This window comes from Echinicola pacifica DSM 19836, from assembly GCF_000373245.1.
In the GTDB taxonomy this organism is placed as follows: Bacteria; Bacteroidota; Bacteroidia; order Cytophagales; family Cyclobacteriaceae; genus Echinicola; species Echinicola pacifica.
On sequence record NZ_KB890738.1, the window covers coordinates 735,911 to 753,906 of the forward strand.

The following is a 17,996-nucleotide window of genomic DNA, read 5'->3' on the forward strand; positions in this document are numbered from 1 at the left end:
CCAGGAGAGGGCGATCATGCTGGCAGAAGGGTCTCTGATTGATGCTCATGAAGGATGATACCAATTCACATCTAAAAAATATTCGCAGGAAGCATAGTAGGAATGGCGGCTTAAAAATAGGGGGTTATAAGAAAAGGAGCTGTTTCTATCACTTATTTCCCGGTAGAGGCTTTTGGCAGGGACTTGCCCTGATCAGCTCTTTGAGGATCGAAAGCCAGTGTTTGAATCCATTATATGGTTCGGACTTTCAATTTAAGTAAATGAAACAGCTCCAATTATATTGGCTAAAATAGCTAGTAGAAGAAATTTTGGAGGACCTGGCTAGCCAGGAGCTTCCAAGGAGGAAGATTCAGGAGTTCTAAGACCGGTCCAAGCCAGCAATGTAGAATTCCCGAATCTCTTCTTCTAACTTTATTATTTTAGATCATATCGATCCAGCATCATGACCTTGTCCCATGCTTTCACAAAATCCCTAACGAGTTTGCCTTCAGAATCCTTACAGGCATATACCTCGGCTTGGGCACGCAATTCTGCATTGGAGCCAAAGATCAGGTCGGCACGGGTGGCGGACCATTTTTTATGCTTGGACTTGCGATCATAGCCTTCAAATACCTCGTTGTCTTCAGAAACTGACTTCCACTCTGTGCCCATATCCAGTAGGTTGAGGAAAAAGTCGTTGGTGAGGCGACCGGGCTTATCGGTAAATAGGCCGTGGGTGGACTCATCATAATTGACGCCCAATACCTTCAAGCCTCCCATCAGGGCGGTAAGCTCTGGCGGAGTAAGCGTAAGAAGGTTGGCCTTGTCCACCAGCAAATCCTCGGTGGAGACATTATATTTGGTACGTCGATAGCTGCGGAAGCCATCGGCAAAAGGCTCCAAAAAGCCGAAGGTATCGACTTCCACCTGATCTTGCCTGGCGTCCATCCTTCCAGGAGTGAAGGGCACGGTGATTTCATGTCCGGCTTCTTTGGCCGCTTTTTCCACTGCTGCACAGCCTGCCAGCACGATAAGATCGGCCATGGATATTTTTTTGTTTCCAGGCTGATTCGCATTGAATTCCTGTTGGATCCCCTCGAGGGTTTTCAGCACTTTTGCCAGTTGTTCGGGTTTATTGACCTCCCAGTTTTTCATGGGTTCCAGTCTGATATGTGCTCCATTGGCTCCGCCACGTTTATCTGAACCACGGAAGGTGGAGGCCGAAGCCCAGGCGGTGGATACCAGTTCGCTTATGCTAAGGCCGGATTGCAGCACTTTGGCTTTGAGGGCTGTGACCTCAGCGGCGCTGACCAGTTCATGGTCCAAAGCTGGAATGGGATCTTGCCAGATCATATCCTCCTGAGGCACCTCTGGACCTAGGTATCGGTCTTTTGGACCCATATCTCTGTGGGTAAGCTTAAACCAAGCTTTGGCAAAGGCATCTGCAAACTGGTCGGGGTTCTCCAGAAATCTTCTGGATATCTTTTCGTATTCCGGATCAAATCGCAAGGATAAATCCGTGGTCAGCATGGTAGGCTTATGCTTTTTATTTTGATCAAAGGCATCAGGAATGGTCGCTTCCGCATCCTTAGCCACCCATTGCTTGGCACCGGCAGGGCTTTTCACCATTTCCCACTCAAATTTGAATAGGTTTTCGAAGAAATTATTACTCCATCTGGTGGGAGTTTCTGTCCAAGTGACTTCGGGGCCACCTGTGATGGCATGCGCTCCTACGCCGGATTCGAAGCTGTTTTTCCAACCAAATCCCTGCTGCTCGATCGGCGAAGCTTCTGGCTCTGGCCCGATGAATTCTCCCGGATCGGCTGCCCCATGGGTTTTTCCAAAGGTATGTCCACCCGCTATCAGAGCCACGGTCTCCTCATCATTCATCGCCATTCTTCCAAAAGTCTCCCGAATATCTGCTGCCGCAGAAAGTGGATCACCATTGGCATTTGGCCCTTCCGGATCCACATAGATCAAGCCCATGACCACTGAGGCCAGGGGATCTTCCAAATCCCTCTTACCAGAATATCGCTTATCAGAAAGCCATTCTGTTTCCGTACCCCAATACACATCCTCCTCCGGCTCCCAAGTATCCTCACGGCCTCCAGCATAACCAAAAGTTTCAAATCCCATGCTCTCCAGGGCCACATTGCCCGCTAATATATATAAGTCTGCCCATGAAATCTTATTTCCATATTTCTGCTTAATGGGCCATAAAAGTCTCCTCGCTTTATCCAAACTCGCATTGTCCGGCCAGCTATTTAAGGGTGCATAGCGCTGCTGCCCCCGGCCTGCTCCACCTCGCCCATCCCCAATCCTATATGTACCGGCGCTATGCCAGGCCATTCGGATAAATAGTCCACCGTAATGCCCGAAATCTGCCGGCCACCAATCCTGGGAATCTGTCATAAGCTCATTCAAATCCTTCTTGATCCCCGCATAATCTAGGCTATTGAAGGCCTCAGGGTAATTGAAGTCTTCTCCCATGGGGTTAGACAAAGAGGAATTTTGCCTAAGTACATTTACTTTTAGTTGGTTGGGCCACCAGTCCCGATTTCGGGTTCCTCCCCCTGCACTCTTTTTTGGTGCAGCTCCCGCAAAGGGACATTTACCTGCATTGTCTTCGTTTACATCAAAACTTCTTGAGCCTCCGTTGTTTTCCATTTTTGTTAGGTTTAAGCGATTATTTTAGAATTTTAGCAGTAAAAAACATTATTTATAACAGCATTTGTAGTGATAAAAAGAACTCATTTAATTTAAAAAATAATCCCTATTTCTCCAAGAAACTCCCTTTAGTACTCGGCTTTTGGCTAGTGATTTTAAGAGTTTTGTCGCTATCCCTCTCCGCTGTGAAGTCTATATCTGACTCATTACTTGATCGGAAAGCCGCAGCCACTCTTCTATAGCCTAAAAATGAGCCCAAAGTATTGGAATGTAAAGGGAGGAATCTTCGCTTTCTGAGGTTCTATGAATGGTTTTGCGCTATAAAACAGAGAATAGCTATGCCTGATCGGTTGGGAAGTTTAATCTATTAAAATAAAAAATGGGCTGCATCCATTTGGAAACAGCCCGATTAATTAGGGGTTATTATTTAATGCTTGGTTAGACTATAGATCATTGCCGGATAGAGGGTTTTAGCTTGATCTCTATCGAATAGGCCGAATCCATAATTTCCAGTATGGCCATTGTCCCAATATATGGGCACGAGGTCATGATTTAACATCTGCTGCACGATGGTCTCTATATAATAAGTTCTGAACTCATGATGAGCGGAATTATCCAATTTGGCGATAGCACCAAATTCACCAATAATCACCGGAACGCCCTTATCCACATAAGTCTGCTTAAGTTTTTTAAATTGATGAATAGCATGCTCTTCCTCACCCCATCCAGCTGTTTGCTTGGAATCTGTGGCGTTTTTACCCCATTGAAGCACCTCATTGGTTTCTTTTAAGGCAAATTCATATGGGTCGTAATAATGAACTTCCACCATCAGCCGATCTTCGGTGGTATCCTCTGGAAGCTGCAGGTGGGCCACCGCATAATCTATATTGGTATTGTAGGCCTGGACGAGTAGATGTCTATAGGTGTTCCTGCCGCCAGTGCTGCGAATAGCATTCACAAAGGTTTGATTGAACCCATTTTGGACCGTGATATTTTCCGCTTTTGGAGTAGAATAGTCGCCTTCTACCATTACCTCATTGCTACCCGCAAAAAGCAGCTGATCATTATAATCTCTAAAGTGAAGGGCTATCTGAATCCACATTTTCTCCAATCGTTTATTCACCTCAGCCTGCTCAGCAAAAGTCGGCTGCATCCATCCGCCATCCCAATGCATATTTAGGATGACATTCATTTCCTGATCCAGCACATAGCCCACGACTTCTTCCACCCTTGCCATCCAGGCAGGGTCTATGGTATATTGGGAAGCATTGGTAAACCGGCTCCAGGCCACAGGGATCCTCACCGTTGAAAAGCCAGCTGCCTTCACCGCTGCAATCATGGCCGGACTTACCCTGGGATTACCCCAGGCGGTCTCTCCACCGATCGCCTCCAGAGAGTTGCCGAGATTCCAGCCAATCCCCAGCTGGCTCGCCATGTCAAGACTGGTGATTTCTCTCATTCCTTCCTTGTTGGGAGGGCTATAGTAATCGGGATAGTCCCGGCCGTCCTGATTTATATATAAGGTCTTCGAAAGACTTCCTGAGGTAATTATCAGTTCTCCTTTTCGCGCCGCGGTGCCTGAATTGGCAAGTGTTTTTAGGTTGACCTGTGCATTACCGGTTCCCGAGCTGGGGGAGACTTCCACCCATTCCAATGTGGAGCTGAGCTGCCAATTGCCTGTTGCCTTTACCATCACTATGGTTTGTGAAGCCTCGGCTAGCAGATCCATATTTGTACTGGAAAGTTCTAAATATGCGGGGCTTTCCTCCGAACTGGAACAAGCCATGCTCAGCCCAAAGGCTAGCAAACTGAGCCAAAGAAATTTCAGGCCTGAATGAATAGAAGTTACCACATCTGACATACACAAAGGTATCCTTTGGAGGATTGGGAAGGGGGGCAGGTTTGTTAATATTAAGGGACAAAAATGTTTTTTTAACAATTAATTTATTTTTTCTCCTTATATCAATGGGATTTGCGGTCTTTGTCGAATATTCGCTGGCCTATTATTTGGAACTGTAAAAATGAGCTTAGTATTTAAGGCTGAAAATAAGTAACTTATGTCTGTATTAGTCAGTTTTTATTTGTTTTGAGGGAGACTATGGAAGGGATCCATTGTATTGATTCTTCATAGGAATTCCTTACCGTGGTAAGCAGCCGAGAGGCTAAGCTTTTTATTTCTTTATCGGCGAATTTTGTTTTCACCCTATACCTTTTAGTATGGCTTTACCGGGATTATTGATCGAGTACCTCATCAATGGCAGCATAGCGTTGCTATGGATTCTTCAGCTTGTGAAACCTGTCGAACTTAGTAAAATCGATATGGGGGAGACCTTATTTTTAATTCCCATAGCCTATGTTCTGGGGATGTTTGTGGATGTATTGGCTTGGCTATTGACTCGTCCGCTAAAGAATGAAATTCGGCGTCGTGCGGCTCAGACGGTTTTGGAATCTACGGATGGGCAATATACTTTGTCGCAATTGAAATTATTTTGGAAGGAGAAGGTGGAAATAGAAAAATCTTATCCTGATCTCAATAGTGAGCTGTCCAGCAGAAGCAGCCGGGATCGAATAGCCAGGGGGACTTTCTTAAATTTATTGCCGATTTCGTATTTCTATTGGGAGCAACTATCTTTTTGGGGACCACTTTTGACGATCGGTGCCTTGCTGATGTGGATCAGGTTTGAGCATTATAATCGCTGTTTTGAGATCCGTGCGGCTCTTTCCATTCGGGAAGAAGTTCCCTGCAAAGAGGTCACTAGCTGATCCTGCTCCAGTTTACAGCGTGTTTTTTCTGATTTTTTATTTGTCGCAAGACCATAGCGTTTTGAGGCTGGCTGATTTCAGGGTCTTCTGCGATGAGGTTTTGGGCGGCGTCTCTGGCTAAGGTGAGGATAGGAGCATCCTTGCTCAGGTCAGCAATGATCAGGTCAGCCACGCCACTTTGCTGGGTGCCCATCAGGTCTCCGGGACCACGTAATTTGAGATCGACATCTGCTATTTCAAAGCCATTATTGGTGCGAACCATGGTGTCTAATCGCACCCTGCTGTCTTTGGACAATTCATATTTGCTCATTAGAATACAATAGGACTGCTCAGCACCTCTTCCTACCCGTCCGCGGAGCTGGTGCAGCTGCGAAAGGCCAAATCGTTCGGCATTTTCGATGATCATGACCGAGGCATTAGGGACATTTACCCCCACCTCGATCACCGTGGTGGCGACCATGATCTTTGTCTCTCCTTTGACGAATCGCTGCATTTCAAATTCCTTATCGGCCGCCTTCTGGTTACCATGGACGATGCTGATAGGGTATTGAGGAAAGGCCCTGCAGACACTTTCGTAGCCATCCATGAGACTCTTAAGGTCCATCTTTTCCGATTCCTCAATCAAGGGATACACCACATAGATCTGTCGTCCCAGTTCTATTTCCTTCCTCATGAAGCCAAAAACCTTTAGCCGGTCCTTGTCAAATCGGTGCACGGTCTGTATGGGCTTCCTTCCTGCCGGCAATTCATCGATGACGGAGATATCGAGGTCTCCATAGAGGGTCATGGCGAGCGTACGAGGGATGGGTGTGGCGGTCATCACGAGGACATGGGGATAGAAATTCTTATTCTTGGCCCATAATTTCGCCCTTTGGGCCACGCCGAAGCGGTGCTGCTCATCCACAATGGCCAACCCAAGATTCTGGAACTGCACGATGTCCTCCAGCAAAGCATGGGTGCCGATCAGTATTTGCAGCTCTCCGCTAAGGAGCTGCTCGTGGATTCTCCTGCGGACCGATTTTTTAGTGGAGCCGGTTAGCAGTTCTATGCTAAGGTCCATTTTATCGGCATATTCTTTTAGGCCTTCATAATGCTGGTTGGCCAGAATTTCTGTGGGAGCCATTAGGCAGGTTTGCGCACCGGAGCTGATTGCGATCAGTGCACAGATAAAAGCTACCATGGTTTTGCCGCTTCCCACATCTCCCTGGACAAGGCGATTCATCTGCCGGCCGGAGCGCATATCAGCAAAGGATTCCTTGATCACCCTTTTCTGCGCATTGGTAAGCTCAAATGGCAAATGCTCGCTATAAAACTTTCCTACCAAGTCGGTCTTGCCCAATTGCTGGCCACGATACTTTTCCGTTCGAGTGAGCTTTAGCTTTAGTAGGCGCAGCTGAACGAAGAAAAACTCTTCAAATTTTAACCTAAAACGGGCCTTTTGGAGTATGTCTTCGTTCTCGGGGAAGTGTATCTGCCGCATGGCTTCCTGCTTCGAGATCAGGTTGAAGCGGGTCATAATCGTGGCAGGAAGGGTTTCCTGGATCTGTGGATAGGCGCTTTGTAGCAGCAGACCCATTATTTTGGAGATACCCTTGCTATCCAGGTATTTTATTCGGAGTTTTTCGGTGGTGGGATATACTGGTTGGTAGAAGCTCTTTTCCTCCTTTGCCTCAGACAGGGGCTCCATTTCTGGATGGGCAATGCTAAACTTCCTTCCATATAGATTGGGCTTTCCGAAGAAAATAAAAGTGGCCCCAATTACCAGTTTCTTAGATACCCACTGGATACCCTTAAACCAAGTCAGTTCCATGCTGCCCGTTTCATCCTCCACATGGGCGACAAGTCGCTTGCGGCGTGCCATTCCTATGGTCTCCACCCGCCGTATTTTTGCGACCACCTGCACATGCTCCATGCTGTCACGGATCTCATTGATCTTATAAAATTTCGTGCGGTCCTCGTATCGAAATGGATAATGCTGCAGCAGCTCCCCGAAGGTAAAGATATCCAACTCCTTATTTAATAAGGCGGATTTCTGCGGCCCGACGCCTTTCAAAAATTCTATTTTAGTATCAAAGAATCTTGGCAAACTACTTCTCTCTAGGTGATGGTGAAATTTTGGGCAAATTAATTTTTAATGCCTGAAAAAACTATTCCAAACCTTATTATTACTCCTAATCCTATCGATAGAAGAGTACTCTCGGTGGAGGTCCTTTAGTAAAATTACCTTCAGGATTGATCTTCTAGGGCTTAACTGTTTTTTGATTAGATTCTAGCCTGTTGTTAAACATATTATTTCTAAGAATTTATTTGGAATGTTCGTTCTAATATACTTATGTTTGTAAACGGAATGATTGTTCCAGTATTTTTCACACATTTAAATAAAGGATGTAATGAGCAAATTAAAAGGAAAAGTAGCATTGGTGACGGGCGGGAACAGTGGCATAGGTTATGCCTCCGCCAGAGAAATGAAGGAGCAGGGAGCGACGGTAATTATTACTGGCAGAGATTTGGAAAAGGTGCAGTCTGCAGCGCAGGACCTGGGCGTGACAGGCTTGGTGGCAGATGTGCTGAGCCTGGCAGCCATTGATGAGTTGGTGGGTCAGATTGGGAGAGACTTTGAGAAGGTGGACATTCTCTTTGTGAACGCAGGTATTTTTCAGCCTGCGCCCATTGGTCAGATTAGTGAGGAGATGTTTGACCATCAGATGGGTATCAACTTCAAAGGGGCATTTTTTACGATAGAGAAATTTCTGCCATTGTTAAATGATGGGGCTTCCATCATCAACTTATCTTCTATTAATGCCTATACGGGCATGCCCAATACGGCCGTTTATGCCGCTTCCAAGGCAGCGCTTAATTCCTATACACGTACGGCCGCCACGGAATTGGCCGTGAGAAGAATCCGTGTAAATGCCGTGAACCCCGGGCCAGTATCCACTCCCATCTTCGCAAAGACAGGAATGGCAGAGAATCAACTCAACGGTTTCGCTGAAGCAATGGAGAACCGAATTCCCCTGAAGCGGTTTGGAACTCCGGAGGATATCGCAAAACTCGTTTCGTTTTTAGCCTCCGACGATGCTTCTTTTATCACGGGTGGAGAATATAATATTGATGGCGGTATCATCATCAATCCGATTATGAATTAAATTTTTTGGCCATTTTTGGAATGATAGTTCCAGAACAGTACATTTGTGGGAGCGGTAGTCGCTTCCACAAATGTTTATGTGTTTCTAAAGACTTTTGATTCCTATTAATGATTCTAATGAAGCAGTCCAAACTAGAAGGGTTCTTTAGAATGGAAGGTAGATAGGGGCTTAGCGAAAGAGAAATAGGGAGATGATCGCGCTGCTCAAATTTGTAAATACCAGTGAGAATAGATTTCCAATTCCATATAGAGCCAGCCAAATTATGCCAAGAGTGAAGTTATTTGATGAACAGGAAGTGCTTAGGAAAGCCATGAATTTGTTTTGGAAACAAGGCTATGCGGCCACTTCCATGCAAGACTTGGTGAGCCATCTTGGAATCAATAGGGCAAGTCTTTATGACACCTTTGGAGGGAAGGACCAACTTTTTAAGAGTGCTTTTGATCTGTACCGTAGGACGAATAAGGAGGGCTTAATTCAGTTTTTTGAGGCTCGGCCGAATGTAAAAGAAGGATTTTCGGAATTATTTGAAATTGCTATTCGGGAAGCCGTGGAGGATGAAGATCATAAAGGATGCTTTGTGGTGAATACCACCACCGAGCTGATTCCAAACGACGAAAGCATCGTAGAAATTCTAGAGAAAAGTAAAGGAGATTTTCAACTGATCTTCTATGAATACCTCAAGAAAGGAAAGCTTGATGGCCAATTAAAAGGTAATATGGACCTGAAATCGCTGTCAATCCTGTTATATACCTTATACAGTGGTATCCGTGTGGTCTCCAAAGTGCGCCCAAATAAAAAGGAACTTTCCGATTCTATCCATATCGCCATGACTCTATTAGGCTAATTAAGGCTCATTGCTATTTAGAAAACAGCCCATAAAAGATCAAAATAGCCTCAAAACCTAACTGCATTTTTCAGTTCTATTCCCAAGACTCGCTTGGGCAAATTTTTTAGTTAGGACTCATAGACCTTTACCTATAGTCCCATAGTCTGATTTTAGAGCATTTTTATAGTATGTAGCATTGTTTTTATCCCTAAGTTCTTGGCCATGCATTCTCTCCTGAATGCGTGAAAGGCTACTTTATCCCTCCATCGGTGATTAATTTGGCGCTGTGTTTTTGAGCAGGTAATTGCTGATGAGCGTATAGAGATGCTTTCTAGTATTTTCCCCCTCATAGATGCCATGGGAGCGATTTGGATAAGCCATCATGTCAAATTGTTTATTTTGACGAATCAGTTCATTCACCAGTAGGTCCATACTTTGATAGTGCACATTATCATCTGCGGTGCCGTGGATTAGTAATAAATTGCCTTTTAGCCCTGCGACATGGCTTATAGGCGAGCCAACCAAAAAGTCTTCTAAGTTTTCATTGGGCAAGCCCATATATCGCTCCTGATAGATATTATCATAAATCAATTGCAGAGAAACTCCGGCCACGGCGATTCCTGTTTGGTACAGATCTGGATAGCGAAACAGAAGATTTTGGGTCATGGAGCCTCCTCCGCTCCAGCCCCAGACCGCCACACGGCTAGGGTCGATGAAGTCATATTTTTTCAGTACCGCCTTTGCCGCAGCCGCTTGATCATCGGCGTTTATTTGTCCTACTTGTCGGTAAATGCTTTTGCGCCATGCGCTTCCTTTCAGACTCGGAGTGCCACGGTTGTCCATATCGATGATGATATAGCCTTTTTGAGCCATCATAATATTCCACAGACCAATGAAATTGTCCGTGGCTACCGCTCCCCAGGGTTCTCCATAGACATGAAAAAGCACGGGATAACTTTTATTTTCATCAAAATTCGTGGGCAGGATCATCCGGCCTTCCATCTCCAGGTCCTCAGCAGCTGCGATGCTAAAAAACTGCACTTCAGGCAAATCAATTTCGTGTAGTTTATTTTGGTAGGCTTGGTTGTCTTCTAGAATCCGAAGCGGCTCATGCTTGGGAAGTAGCACCACCTGATAGTGCGTAGCCGCGAGTGCCTGCTCATAGCGGTGGATGGCTACCTTTGCTCCTGGAGCAAAATCATAGGTATTGATTCCTGGATAAAGATCAGGCGTAACTCGGGTCACCTTTTTATCCTTGCCTAGTGATACTTGGTACAGATAGCGCTGGGAGCTTGTCTTTGGCGAAGCATGAAAATAAAGGTAGTCCTCATTGATGCCGGCAATGGAGGCCACGTCAAATTCTGTGGGGCTAAGCAAAGTTTGCTTTCCATCCTCTATACTCACCTCATAGACATGTCTCCACCCGTCGGTTTCGGTCATCCTCAGAAAGGCAGCATTGTCATTGACCAATAATAGATCATTTTCTTCCCAACCTGGAGCAGAGATATCGGGATAATAAATATCCACCCAAGTATCTTCCTCCTCCGTATAGAGCGCCGTCAGGGACTTGGTGGAGAGGGTGTATTTCCAGATGGTAAGTTTATTTTGATGCCTATTCAGCTGTTGGATGAGCAGCTGATCCTCGTTCACCCATTGCATTCCCGGGAGAAAATTTTGGTTGGCTATTCCAGGGATCTCCAGCCAGAGTGTTTCTTCCTCTTCCAGTCCTATAATGCCAATTTTAACGGCCGAAGGATTTTGCCCCACCTTTGGGTATTGTAGGGGAATGGGCTTGGAGTAGATGGAGTCGGTATTATTGATCATATAGAAGGTGCCTACCTCGGAAATATCAAAGGACCAGTAGGCGATTTTTTGGGCATCGGGGCTCCATCGAAACCCATCTCGGGCTCCGAACTCCTCTTCATATGCCCAGTCGAAGGTCCCATGGATGCGGCTACTTGCTTCACGCTGCGTAAGCTGCTCAAGCCTGTGCGACTGGAGGTCTTCTATATAGATATTGAAGTCGTGTACATAAGCTACTTTTTGAGCGGAAGCATCGAATTTGGCAAACATCAGTGAGCTGGAAGGAAAGCCGCTGCCCAGCTGCTGTAATTTTCTACTTTCCAAATCCAATACCCAGTAGTCTCCTTTGGTATTTGCTCGCCATACCTTGGAGGTATTGGTGAAGACTAGCATTTTGCTGCCATCTGCTGACAAGGAGAAATCCGCAATGCCAATTCCTACTGCCTGACCCGCGGGCTGTAGCTCTTCAGCATCCACCAAAACCCTTCGTTTTCCAGATGTTGCCGTATAAAGAATGATTTGGCTTTGGCCCTTATCGTCCTGCTCCACCACCGCATAGCTTTCTCCATCAGGCATCCACTGATAGGCAGGAAGTCCGGCCTGGACAAATTCCCCACTATATATCCTATCGATGCTTAGCAGCTGGTCTTGTGCAACAGCGGGAATATACAGCGCGATGAAAAGTAATAAGATGGGCAGTAGGAGGGTTTTAACGTTTGCTTTCATAACTGAATAGGTTCTATTATGAAAAATACATAAATAAACGTTAAACTATGCCAGTCGCTCCTCATCAATGGGACATAGGCCACTATTGTACTGCTATTGGTTAATATTATTCAAGGAGCAATACCAGCATTACCCCTGACCAGGGAAGGGCTTGTGATCTGTCATGTTCTGGCTGGAATTACAATTAATTTGCAGGCCAAAAGGCCTCTATTAATCGAGGCCTTTTTTCATCACCACCAAGGAAAAAGGTCTCTTGATGGGCTCTCCGGTATTGCTGGGAAAGAGATCCTCTTGATTACTTATGCTATGTTTTATAAATCCCACCTGCTCCAATAGTGAGATGACATCTTCCATTTCATAGGTTTGGAATCCATACTGGACAAAGGGCAGTTGTTTCATAAATTTCTGTTCTGCAAAGGCCAGGGAGAGCATACCTTCGTTGGCGAGGCTGGCGAAGAGTTGTCTAGAAAAGTCCTCCGCATCTTCCCAAAAGTAAATGGTATTCACCGAGAATATTTTGGAGAGGCTGTTTTGGGCGATGGGCAGCTGTATTCCATCATAGGTAAAGAATTCTGCCTGACCCGTTTTCATGGCTTCCGCATTATTTTTCTGAGCCTCAGTATGCATCAAATTTGATATTTCTAAGCCTGTATAGTGAATATCAGGTTGCTGCATAAATAATTCCTGAACATGCATGGCGCTACCATGGCCGATTTCAAGGACCTTATCGCCAGGCTGCAGTTCCAAGCCTTTGATGGCAGCGCGTGTCATTTCAATATTGCTTTTGTGCATATTTTCTGCGACCTTAAGTCCCATCTCTCCATCGGGTTTTCGAAGTTGGTGAGCGATTTCCTGCCAATCTGGATTTTCTGTATTCATATGATAGTGCTTTATGGAGGAATAATATAGATCTTTTGAAGCAAAAAGAAGGCTATATAGAGCCTATAAATGGCATGAAAATTTGCGAACAGTGAATTTTTGGAGTAGCTGAGAGGAGATTAGGCCTTGAATGCGGGGATGGAGCAAAGGTTGGTTTTGAAGAAGCTGCTGCAAGCATTATTTCGTGTTATTACTAAATAGTTGCACAATCAAGCCATAGATAATGTATTTTTTTTTGTATCTTACACCTATTAACATAAAAGTTAAAATATTATTTACCTTGAAATAAACATTAAGTAAACTCATTAGTCCATGAAAAAGAGAACATTTCTCAAGAATTCTGCGGCATTGGCGGCAGTATCTCTCTTACCTGGTTCGGTATGGTCCCTAGCCAACGGAAAGCGATTAAAAACAGCCCATATTGGAGTAGCCAATATGGGTATGGCGGATTTAGAGGCCATTTCTTCCCACGAATTAGTGGATGTGGTAGCTCTATGTGATGTGGACAGCAATGCCCTTACCGCAGCAAAAGCCAAGCATCCTAAAGCCAAGCTATATGCTGATTACAGAGAAATGATCAAGGAAATGGGTGATGAAATCGATGCGGTGATCGTCTCCACTCCGGATCATTCCCATGCTCCGGCCTCCATGCTGGCCATGGAACAAGGGAAAGCAGTGTATTGCCAAAAGCCACTGACTCACCACGTTTCGGAAGCAAGGGCAATGAAGAAGTTTGCTGAAGAAAACAATATTGTAACCCAAATGGGCATACAGGTTCATAGCTTTTACGATTACCAATTGGCCACTCACCTGATCCGTGAAGGCATCATCGGTAAGGTAAAATGCGTAAGAGCATGGTCTCCTAAAAACTGGGGTTTTGATGGGCCTGAGCCTACAGGATCGGATCCGGTACCAAGTAATCTTGACTGGAACTTATGGTTAGGAACTTCCTCTGAGCGCGAATATAAAGAAGGATATTACCACCCTGGAAATTGGAGAAAGCTATTGGATTATGGCTGTGGTACTCTTGGTGATATGGGTGTGCATATCTTTGATACTCCATATAATGCCTTGGAGCTGGATGTTCCGATGACTATCAAGAACAATTGCAGAAAACCTACTGGATTTGGTTTCCCAGAGAATAATGAGGTAACCTATATGTTCCCAGGAACCCCATATACCACTGATACTATGAAGTGGGTATGGTATGATGGACCTGGGGCACCAGCAAAGCATAAAGACCTGAAGCTTCCGAATGGAGATGAGCTTCCCGGACAAGGCGCCATGTTTATCGGTGAGGATGGCAGAAGACTTTTATTGCCTCACTTTATGCAATTGCCAAAGCTGATCGTGGATGGTGAATACCAGGACCTGGACCTAAGCGGTACGGAGCATCTTGGCAAGCCAGTAAGAGATTATGATAGCGAAGGTAAGAAGCATTATCACCAGTTTGTGGATGCCTGCCTGGGCAAAGACGAATGTAGTGCACCATTTTCTTATGCTTCGAGATTGACAGAAACCATTCTTCTAGGAACTTTGGCGGGAAGATTCCCAAATAAAACCCTTCATTGGGATGCCAAAACCGCTCGTTTTGCCGAGGAAGAGGTCAATGCACTGCTAGACGCTCCTTACAGAAAATTCTAATTGTACCTAAATAGCAAAAGGCTGTATTCATTCTGATGTGGCCGCCAGCGAGAGGCCTGGACATGGGTTTTATAGGAATTCCAATTCTATAGAAATCACTTCCCTTTCTCAATAATAATGGCGGAAACAAGGTGGATACAGCCTTTTTTCATTAATAAGCCTTCTATCTTTTTGTTGCTGGTTTAGGCAATAACACCAGTCTGTTAATTAAGCAGTTAGGAACACTGGGAAAGGCGACTTTTTTTATGGCTTGGGCTAAAAAAAAATCTCCAGCCGCCTTATGCTGCTTTCCCGGAGCCGATCAGGAAAGTATCCTTTTCGTTAGGGTGGCAGTGATAAAGCAACTGGAGATTGATGCAAGTGGCCGTATTAGTAGGCCATTTCCACGATTTTTTCTACATCGGCAGGTTTTAGATCCTGTCTTTCTCCTAATCCCAACCAGCCTCGATCAGTAAATCGCTTGGCGATCTCCGCAGCAGTATTGGAATAATCCTCAGTATATTCTGATAATTTGGTGGCTATGCCAAGGGAGTGGAAAAAGGCCTCCGTTTTTTCTATGGCTTGCTGAGCTTTCTCCTCCAGAGAGCCATCCTGGATTCCCCAGATGCGCTCACCATATTGCGCCAGCTTCTCTTTTTTGTTCTCGAAGTTATAGCGATAATGGCTGCCAGCGACGATCGCCAAGGTGCGGGCATGGTCAATACCATACATGGCCGTCAGTTCATGGCCCATCGCGTGCACTGCCCAATCGGAAGGCACACCTTTTTGGATCAGACCATTAAGCGCCATCGTACAGCTCCACATAAAATTGCTTGCTGCTTCATAGTCCGTAGGGTCTTTCATCACCTTGGGGGCTACTTCCACCAGGGTCTGCATAATGGACTCAGCAAATCGGTCTTGTAAGATGGCTCCAACAGGGTAGGTAAGGTACTGCTCCAGCACGTGAGTGAAGGCATCCGTGATGCCATTTGCAAGTTGGCGCTCTGGCAGGGTGGTGATCACGGTGGGGTCGAGGATGGAGAACTGTGGAAATAATCCAGGTCCGCCCATACCCAGCTTTTCGCCAGTGGCCTTATTAGAAATTACCGCACCTGAGTTGGACTCAGAGCCTGTGGCCGGGATAGTCAATACCGTCCCAAAAGGCAGGCCTTTATCGGTGCGCTTTCTTTTGGCCAGGATATCCCAGGGATGGTCTCCGTCGAAATAAGCGGCGGAGGCTAAAAACTTAGTGGCATCGATGACAGAGCCACCGCCCACGGCCAGCATATAAGTGATATTTTGTTCCTTGATGATCTTTACAGCATCCAGCAGCCCTTCATAGACAGGGTTGGCGGGAATTCCCCCATATTCTACCAACTCAAAATCCTTAAGGGCGAGCTTTACCTTATCGTAAATCCCCGTTTTCTTGATGCTTCCTCCGCCGAAAGTCATGAGGATCTTAGCACCGGCAGGGATCTCCGTGGCGAGCTTATCTAATTGGTCTTTACCAAAAATTATCTTTGTGGGATTCTTAAATTCAAAGTTTTGCATAGTGTAGGGTATATTCTGATTAGGGTTTGCAATTACTAAACCCAGAACGATTCCTACAAGATTACAGTTCCAGTGGAAGGTGATAATTACCAGCTGCCGCCAGCACCACCGCCACCGAATCCGCCGCCACCAAAGCCGCCGAATCCACCGCCGCCGCCGCCGCCAAAACCGCCGCCGCCGCCGAATCCACCGCCGCGACTACCGCCACCACCGAGTAGGTTCATGAGCATGAGGGAAGTGAAGAAGTCTACTCCGCCACCTCGGCCTCCCATATGGTTATTATTATCATTTCTGTTTCTCAGCAGTGGCAGCACAATAAACAGCACTACAAAGATCAAAATGAAGATAATGGATCCTTTGCTATTGCCTTTTTTGGCTACCTGCTCTGCATCGTACTCACCGCTTGCCAGCTTAAAAATCATGGTAGTAGCCTGATCCAGGCCATCGTAATAGGCTTCCTGCTTGAAAGAAGGCACAATAATATTGTCCACAATCCTCCTTGCCAGCGCATCCGGCAGTACACCCTCCATGCCATAGCCTGTAGCGATGAAAACCTTGCGGTCCTTCATGGCCGCCAGGATAAGGATGCCATTGTCCTTTCCTTGCTGACCGATTCCCCAGTTTTCTGCCAGCTGAAAGGCATAATCACTGATGTCGTACTGACCAACAGAATTCATCAATATCACCGCCACCTGAGTGGAGGTACTATCATTATAGGCCACCAATTTTGATTCTAAGGCGGCTTGTTCATTACTTGAAAGCGTTTCGCTAAAATCATTTACCAAACGTGGAGGGTTTGGGCGTTCTGGAAAATCCCCTTGGGCCAATAGGCTGGAAATAGGGATAAATACCAGTAAAAGGAAAAGTAATAGTGAATGTTTTGGGGTGAAAGAGGGCATATTATCCAAAGGAAATTTCATCGGAGAGTTCATTTTCGTCTGTATCAGAATCATAAGGGAAATGGGATTTTAAGGCTTCGCCTGACTTCTGTATCCCTGTAACCAATCCAGCTACGAACTGGCCTTGCTTGAAGTGAAGCAGCATTTCTTCTTTTATAGAATTCCAAAAATCTTCGGGAACAGCGGCGTTGATGCCTGCATCCCCCAGGACAGCGAATTTCTTATCTTCTACTGCCAAATAAAAAAGAACCCCATTGCGGAGTTGGGTTTTATGCATTTTTAGCTTGGCAAATACATCAGCGGCTCTATCCAGCACATCACCCTTGCAGTGGCTCTCCATATGGACTTGAATTTCCCCGGAAGTTTGCAATTCTGCCGCTTTGATAGCAGCCACGATTTGTTCTTTTTCTGCTTTGGTAAATAGCTTTTCTGCCATGTATGCCTTTCGTTTTAGTAATAAAGTGAAAAACCCCGGACATGCCGGGGTGAGATTTGGGTATTGTAATTGGAGTTAAAACTCTACTTTAGGGGCATTTTCGGCTCCTTCAGAGGATTTAAAGTAATCTCTCTGCTCAAAGCCATACCATCCTGCAAAAATATTATTAGGGAATGTTCTCAAATCTGAATTATAGGCTTGTACAGATTGATTGAAATTCCTTCTGGCTACTGCGATTCTATTTTCTGTTCCTTCTAGCTGAGCTTGCAGGTCCAGGAAATTTTGGTTGGCCTTGAGGTCCGGATACCTTTCTACGGCTACCATAAGACGGCTTAAGCTACCTCCCAATTGATCTTGAGCGGCTTGGAATTGTTCGATTTTCTCTGGAGTCAATTCATCCGCTGAGATATTGATAGAAGTCGCTTTGGCTCTTGCATTGATCACCCCTTCGAGGGTTTCCTTTTCAAAATCCGCATAGCCTTTTACCACATTCACCAGGTTAGGAATAAGATCTGATCTACGCTGATATTGGGTTTCTACTTGCGCCCAGGTGCCATTGATATTCTCTTCCGACAGTACAAATTGATTGTAAGTACCTACCGATTTGGTATAGACAAAAATACCTACGACTACCAAAATGATAATTGGAATAATTGCTTTTTTCATAGTTTATAAAGATGTGATATTCGAATTTAGGT

The 17,996-nt window shown here is 45.5% G+C and carries 13 protein-coding genes; 4 read left to right on the forward strand and 9 right to left on the reverse strand.

Annotation, left to right across the window (positions count from 1 at the left end):
* Positions 1-414: 414 nt before the first annotated feature.
* Positions 415-2,646, reverse strand: coding sequence for a catalase/peroxidase HPI (gene katG / locus B050_RS0103085; RefSeq protein ID WP_018472418.1), 2,232 nt, complete (start codon positions 2,644-2,646; stop codon positions 415-417).
* Between the two features lie 427 nt (positions 2,647-3,073).
* A complete protein-coding gene (locus B050_RS0103090; RefSeq protein ID WP_018472419.1) occupies positions 3,074-4,507 on the reverse strand; it encodes a cellulase family glycosylhydrolase in 1,434 nt (477 codons plus the stop codon).
* Between the two features lie 356 nt (positions 4,508-4,863).
* On the opposite strand from B050_RS0103090, the gene B050_RS0103095 reads away from it, so the two are divergent.
* Positions 4,864-5,409 carry a hypothetical protein gene (locus tag B050_RS0103095; RefSeq protein ID WP_018472420.1) on the forward strand — a complete coding sequence of 182 codons (546 nt, stop codon included), beginning with the start codon at positions 4,864-4,866 and terminating at the stop codon, positions 5,407-5,409.
* Here the strand turns inward: B050_RS0103095 and recG are convergent.
* Positions 5,402-7,495: an ATP-dependent DNA helicase RecG gene (gene recG / locus B050_RS0103100; protein ID WP_018472421.1), complete on the reverse strand. Its 2,094-nt coding sequence runs from the start codon at positions 7,493-7,495 to the stop codon at positions 5,402-5,404. The two genes, B050_RS0103095 and recG, sit on opposite strands and share 8 nt — an antisense overlap.
* Positions 7,496-7,799: 304 nt before the next feature.
* On the opposite strand from recG, the gene B050_RS0103105 reads away from it, so the two are divergent.
* Both B050_RS0103105 and B050_RS0103110 read left to right on the forward strand, forming a co-directional pair.
* Complete coding sequence (locus tag B050_RS0103105; RefSeq protein WP_018472422.1) at positions 7,800-8,555, forward strand: SDR family oxidoreductase; 756 nt, start codon at positions 7,800-7,802, stop codon at positions 8,553-8,555.
* 262 nt (positions 8,556-8,817) lie between these two features.
* Entirely contained in the window at positions 8,818-9,399 is a 582-nt protein-coding gene (locus tag B050_RS0103110; RefSeq protein WP_026235587.1) for a TetR/AcrR family transcriptional regulator, read from the forward strand.
* 255 nt (positions 9,400-9,654) lie between these two features.
* Here B050_RS0103110 and B050_RS0103115 read toward each other — a convergent pair whose 3' ends face one another.
* A complete protein-coding gene (locus B050_RS0103115; protein WP_018472424.1) occupies positions 9,655-11,910 on the reverse strand; it encodes a S9 family peptidase in 2,256 nt (751 codons plus the stop codon).
* A gap of 210 nt (positions 11,911-12,120) precedes the next feature.
* Positions 12,121-12,789 carry a class I SAM-dependent methyltransferase gene (locus tag B050_RS0103120; protein ID WP_018472425.1) on the reverse strand — a complete coding sequence of 223 codons (669 nt, stop codon included), beginning with the start codon at positions 12,787-12,789 and terminating at the stop codon, positions 12,121-12,123.
* A 312-nt stretch (positions 12,790-13,101) separates the two neighbouring features.
* Here B050_RS0103120 and B050_RS0103125 point away from each other — a divergent pair, with 312 nt between their 5' ends.
* On the forward strand, positions 13,102-14,433 hold the full coding sequence (locus B050_RS0103125; protein WP_018472426.1) for a Gfo/Idh/MocA family protein: 1,332 nt from the start codon (positions 13,102-13,104) through the stop codon (positions 14,431-14,433).
* A gap of 369 nt (positions 14,434-14,802) precedes the next feature.
* Here the strand turns inward: B050_RS0103125 and B050_RS0103130 are convergent, their stop codons facing one another.
* From B050_RS0103130 to B050_RS0103145, 4 genes are all read right to left on the reverse strand, one after another.
* Entirely contained in the window at positions 14,803-15,963 is a 1,161-nt protein-coding gene (locus B050_RS0103130; protein ID WP_018472427.1) for an iron-containing alcohol dehydrogenase, read from the reverse strand.
* A gap of 86 nt (positions 15,964-16,049) precedes the next feature.
* Positions 16,050-16,883 (reverse strand): TPM domain-containing protein, encoded by an 834-nt coding sequence (locus B050_RS0103135; protein WP_018472428.1) that lies wholly within the window; start codon positions 16,881-16,883, stop codon positions 16,050-16,052.
* Complete coding sequence (locus B050_RS0103140; RefSeq protein WP_018472429.1) at positions 16,864-17,298, reverse strand: TPM domain-containing protein; 435 nt, start codon at positions 17,296-17,298, stop codon at positions 16,864-16,866. Before B050_RS0103140 ends, B050_RS0103135 begins: the two co-directional genes overlap by 20 nt.
* Positions 17,299-17,373: 75 nt before the next feature.
* On the reverse strand, positions 17,374-17,964 hold the full coding sequence (locus tag B050_RS0103145; RefSeq protein ID WP_018472430.1) for a LemA family protein: 591 nt from the start codon (positions 17,962-17,964) through the stop codon (positions 17,374-17,376).
* Between the last annotated feature and the right edge of the window lie 32 nt (positions 17,965-17,996).

Coding starts and splice junctions, on each gene's coding strand:
- B050_RS0103120 (WP_018472425.1), bottom strand. CDS start 12,789: ATGAATACAGAAAATCCAGATTGGCAGGAAATCGCTCACCAACTTCGA.
- katG (WP_018472418.1), bottom strand. CDS start 2,646: ATGGAAAACAACGGAGGCTCAAGAAGTTTTGATGTAAACGAAGACAAT.
- B050_RS0103130 (WP_018472427.1), bottom strand. CDS start 15,963: ATGCAAAACTTTGAATTTAAGAATCCCACAAAGATAATTTTTGGTAAA.
- B050_RS0103115 (WP_018472424.1), bottom strand. CDS start 11,910: ATGAAAGCAAACGTTAAAACCCTCCTACTGCCCATCTTATTACTTTTC.
- B050_RS0103140 (WP_018472429.1), bottom strand. CDS start 17,298: ATGGCAGAAAAGCTATTTACCAAAGCAGAAAAAGAACAAATCGTGGCT.
- B050_RS0103135 (WP_018472428.1), bottom strand. CDS start 16,883: ATGAAATTTCCTTTGGATAATATGCCCTCTTTCACCCCAAAACATTCA.
- B050_RS0103105 (WP_018472422.1), top strand. CDS start 7,800: ATGAGCAAATTAAAAGGAAAAGTAGCATTGGTGACGGGCGGGAACAGT.
- B050_RS0103095 (WP_018472420.1), top strand. CDS start 4,864: ATGGCTTTACCGGGATTATTGATCGAGTACCTCATCAATGGCAGCATA.
- B050_RS0103145 (WP_018472430.1), bottom strand. CDS start 17,964: ATGAAAAAAGCAATTATTCCAATTATCATTTTGGTAGTCGTAGGTATT.
- B050_RS0103110 (WP_026235587.1), top strand. CDS start 8,818: ATGCCAAGAGTGAAGTTATTTGATGAACAGGAAGTGCTTAGGAAAGCC.
- B050_RS0103090 (WP_018472419.1), bottom strand. CDS start 4,507: ATGTCAGATGTGGTAACTTCTATTCATTCAGGCCTGAAATTTCTTTGG.
- B050_RS0103125 (WP_018472426.1), top strand. CDS start 13,102: ATGAAAAAGAGAACATTTCTCAAGAATTCTGCGGCATTGGCGGCAGTA.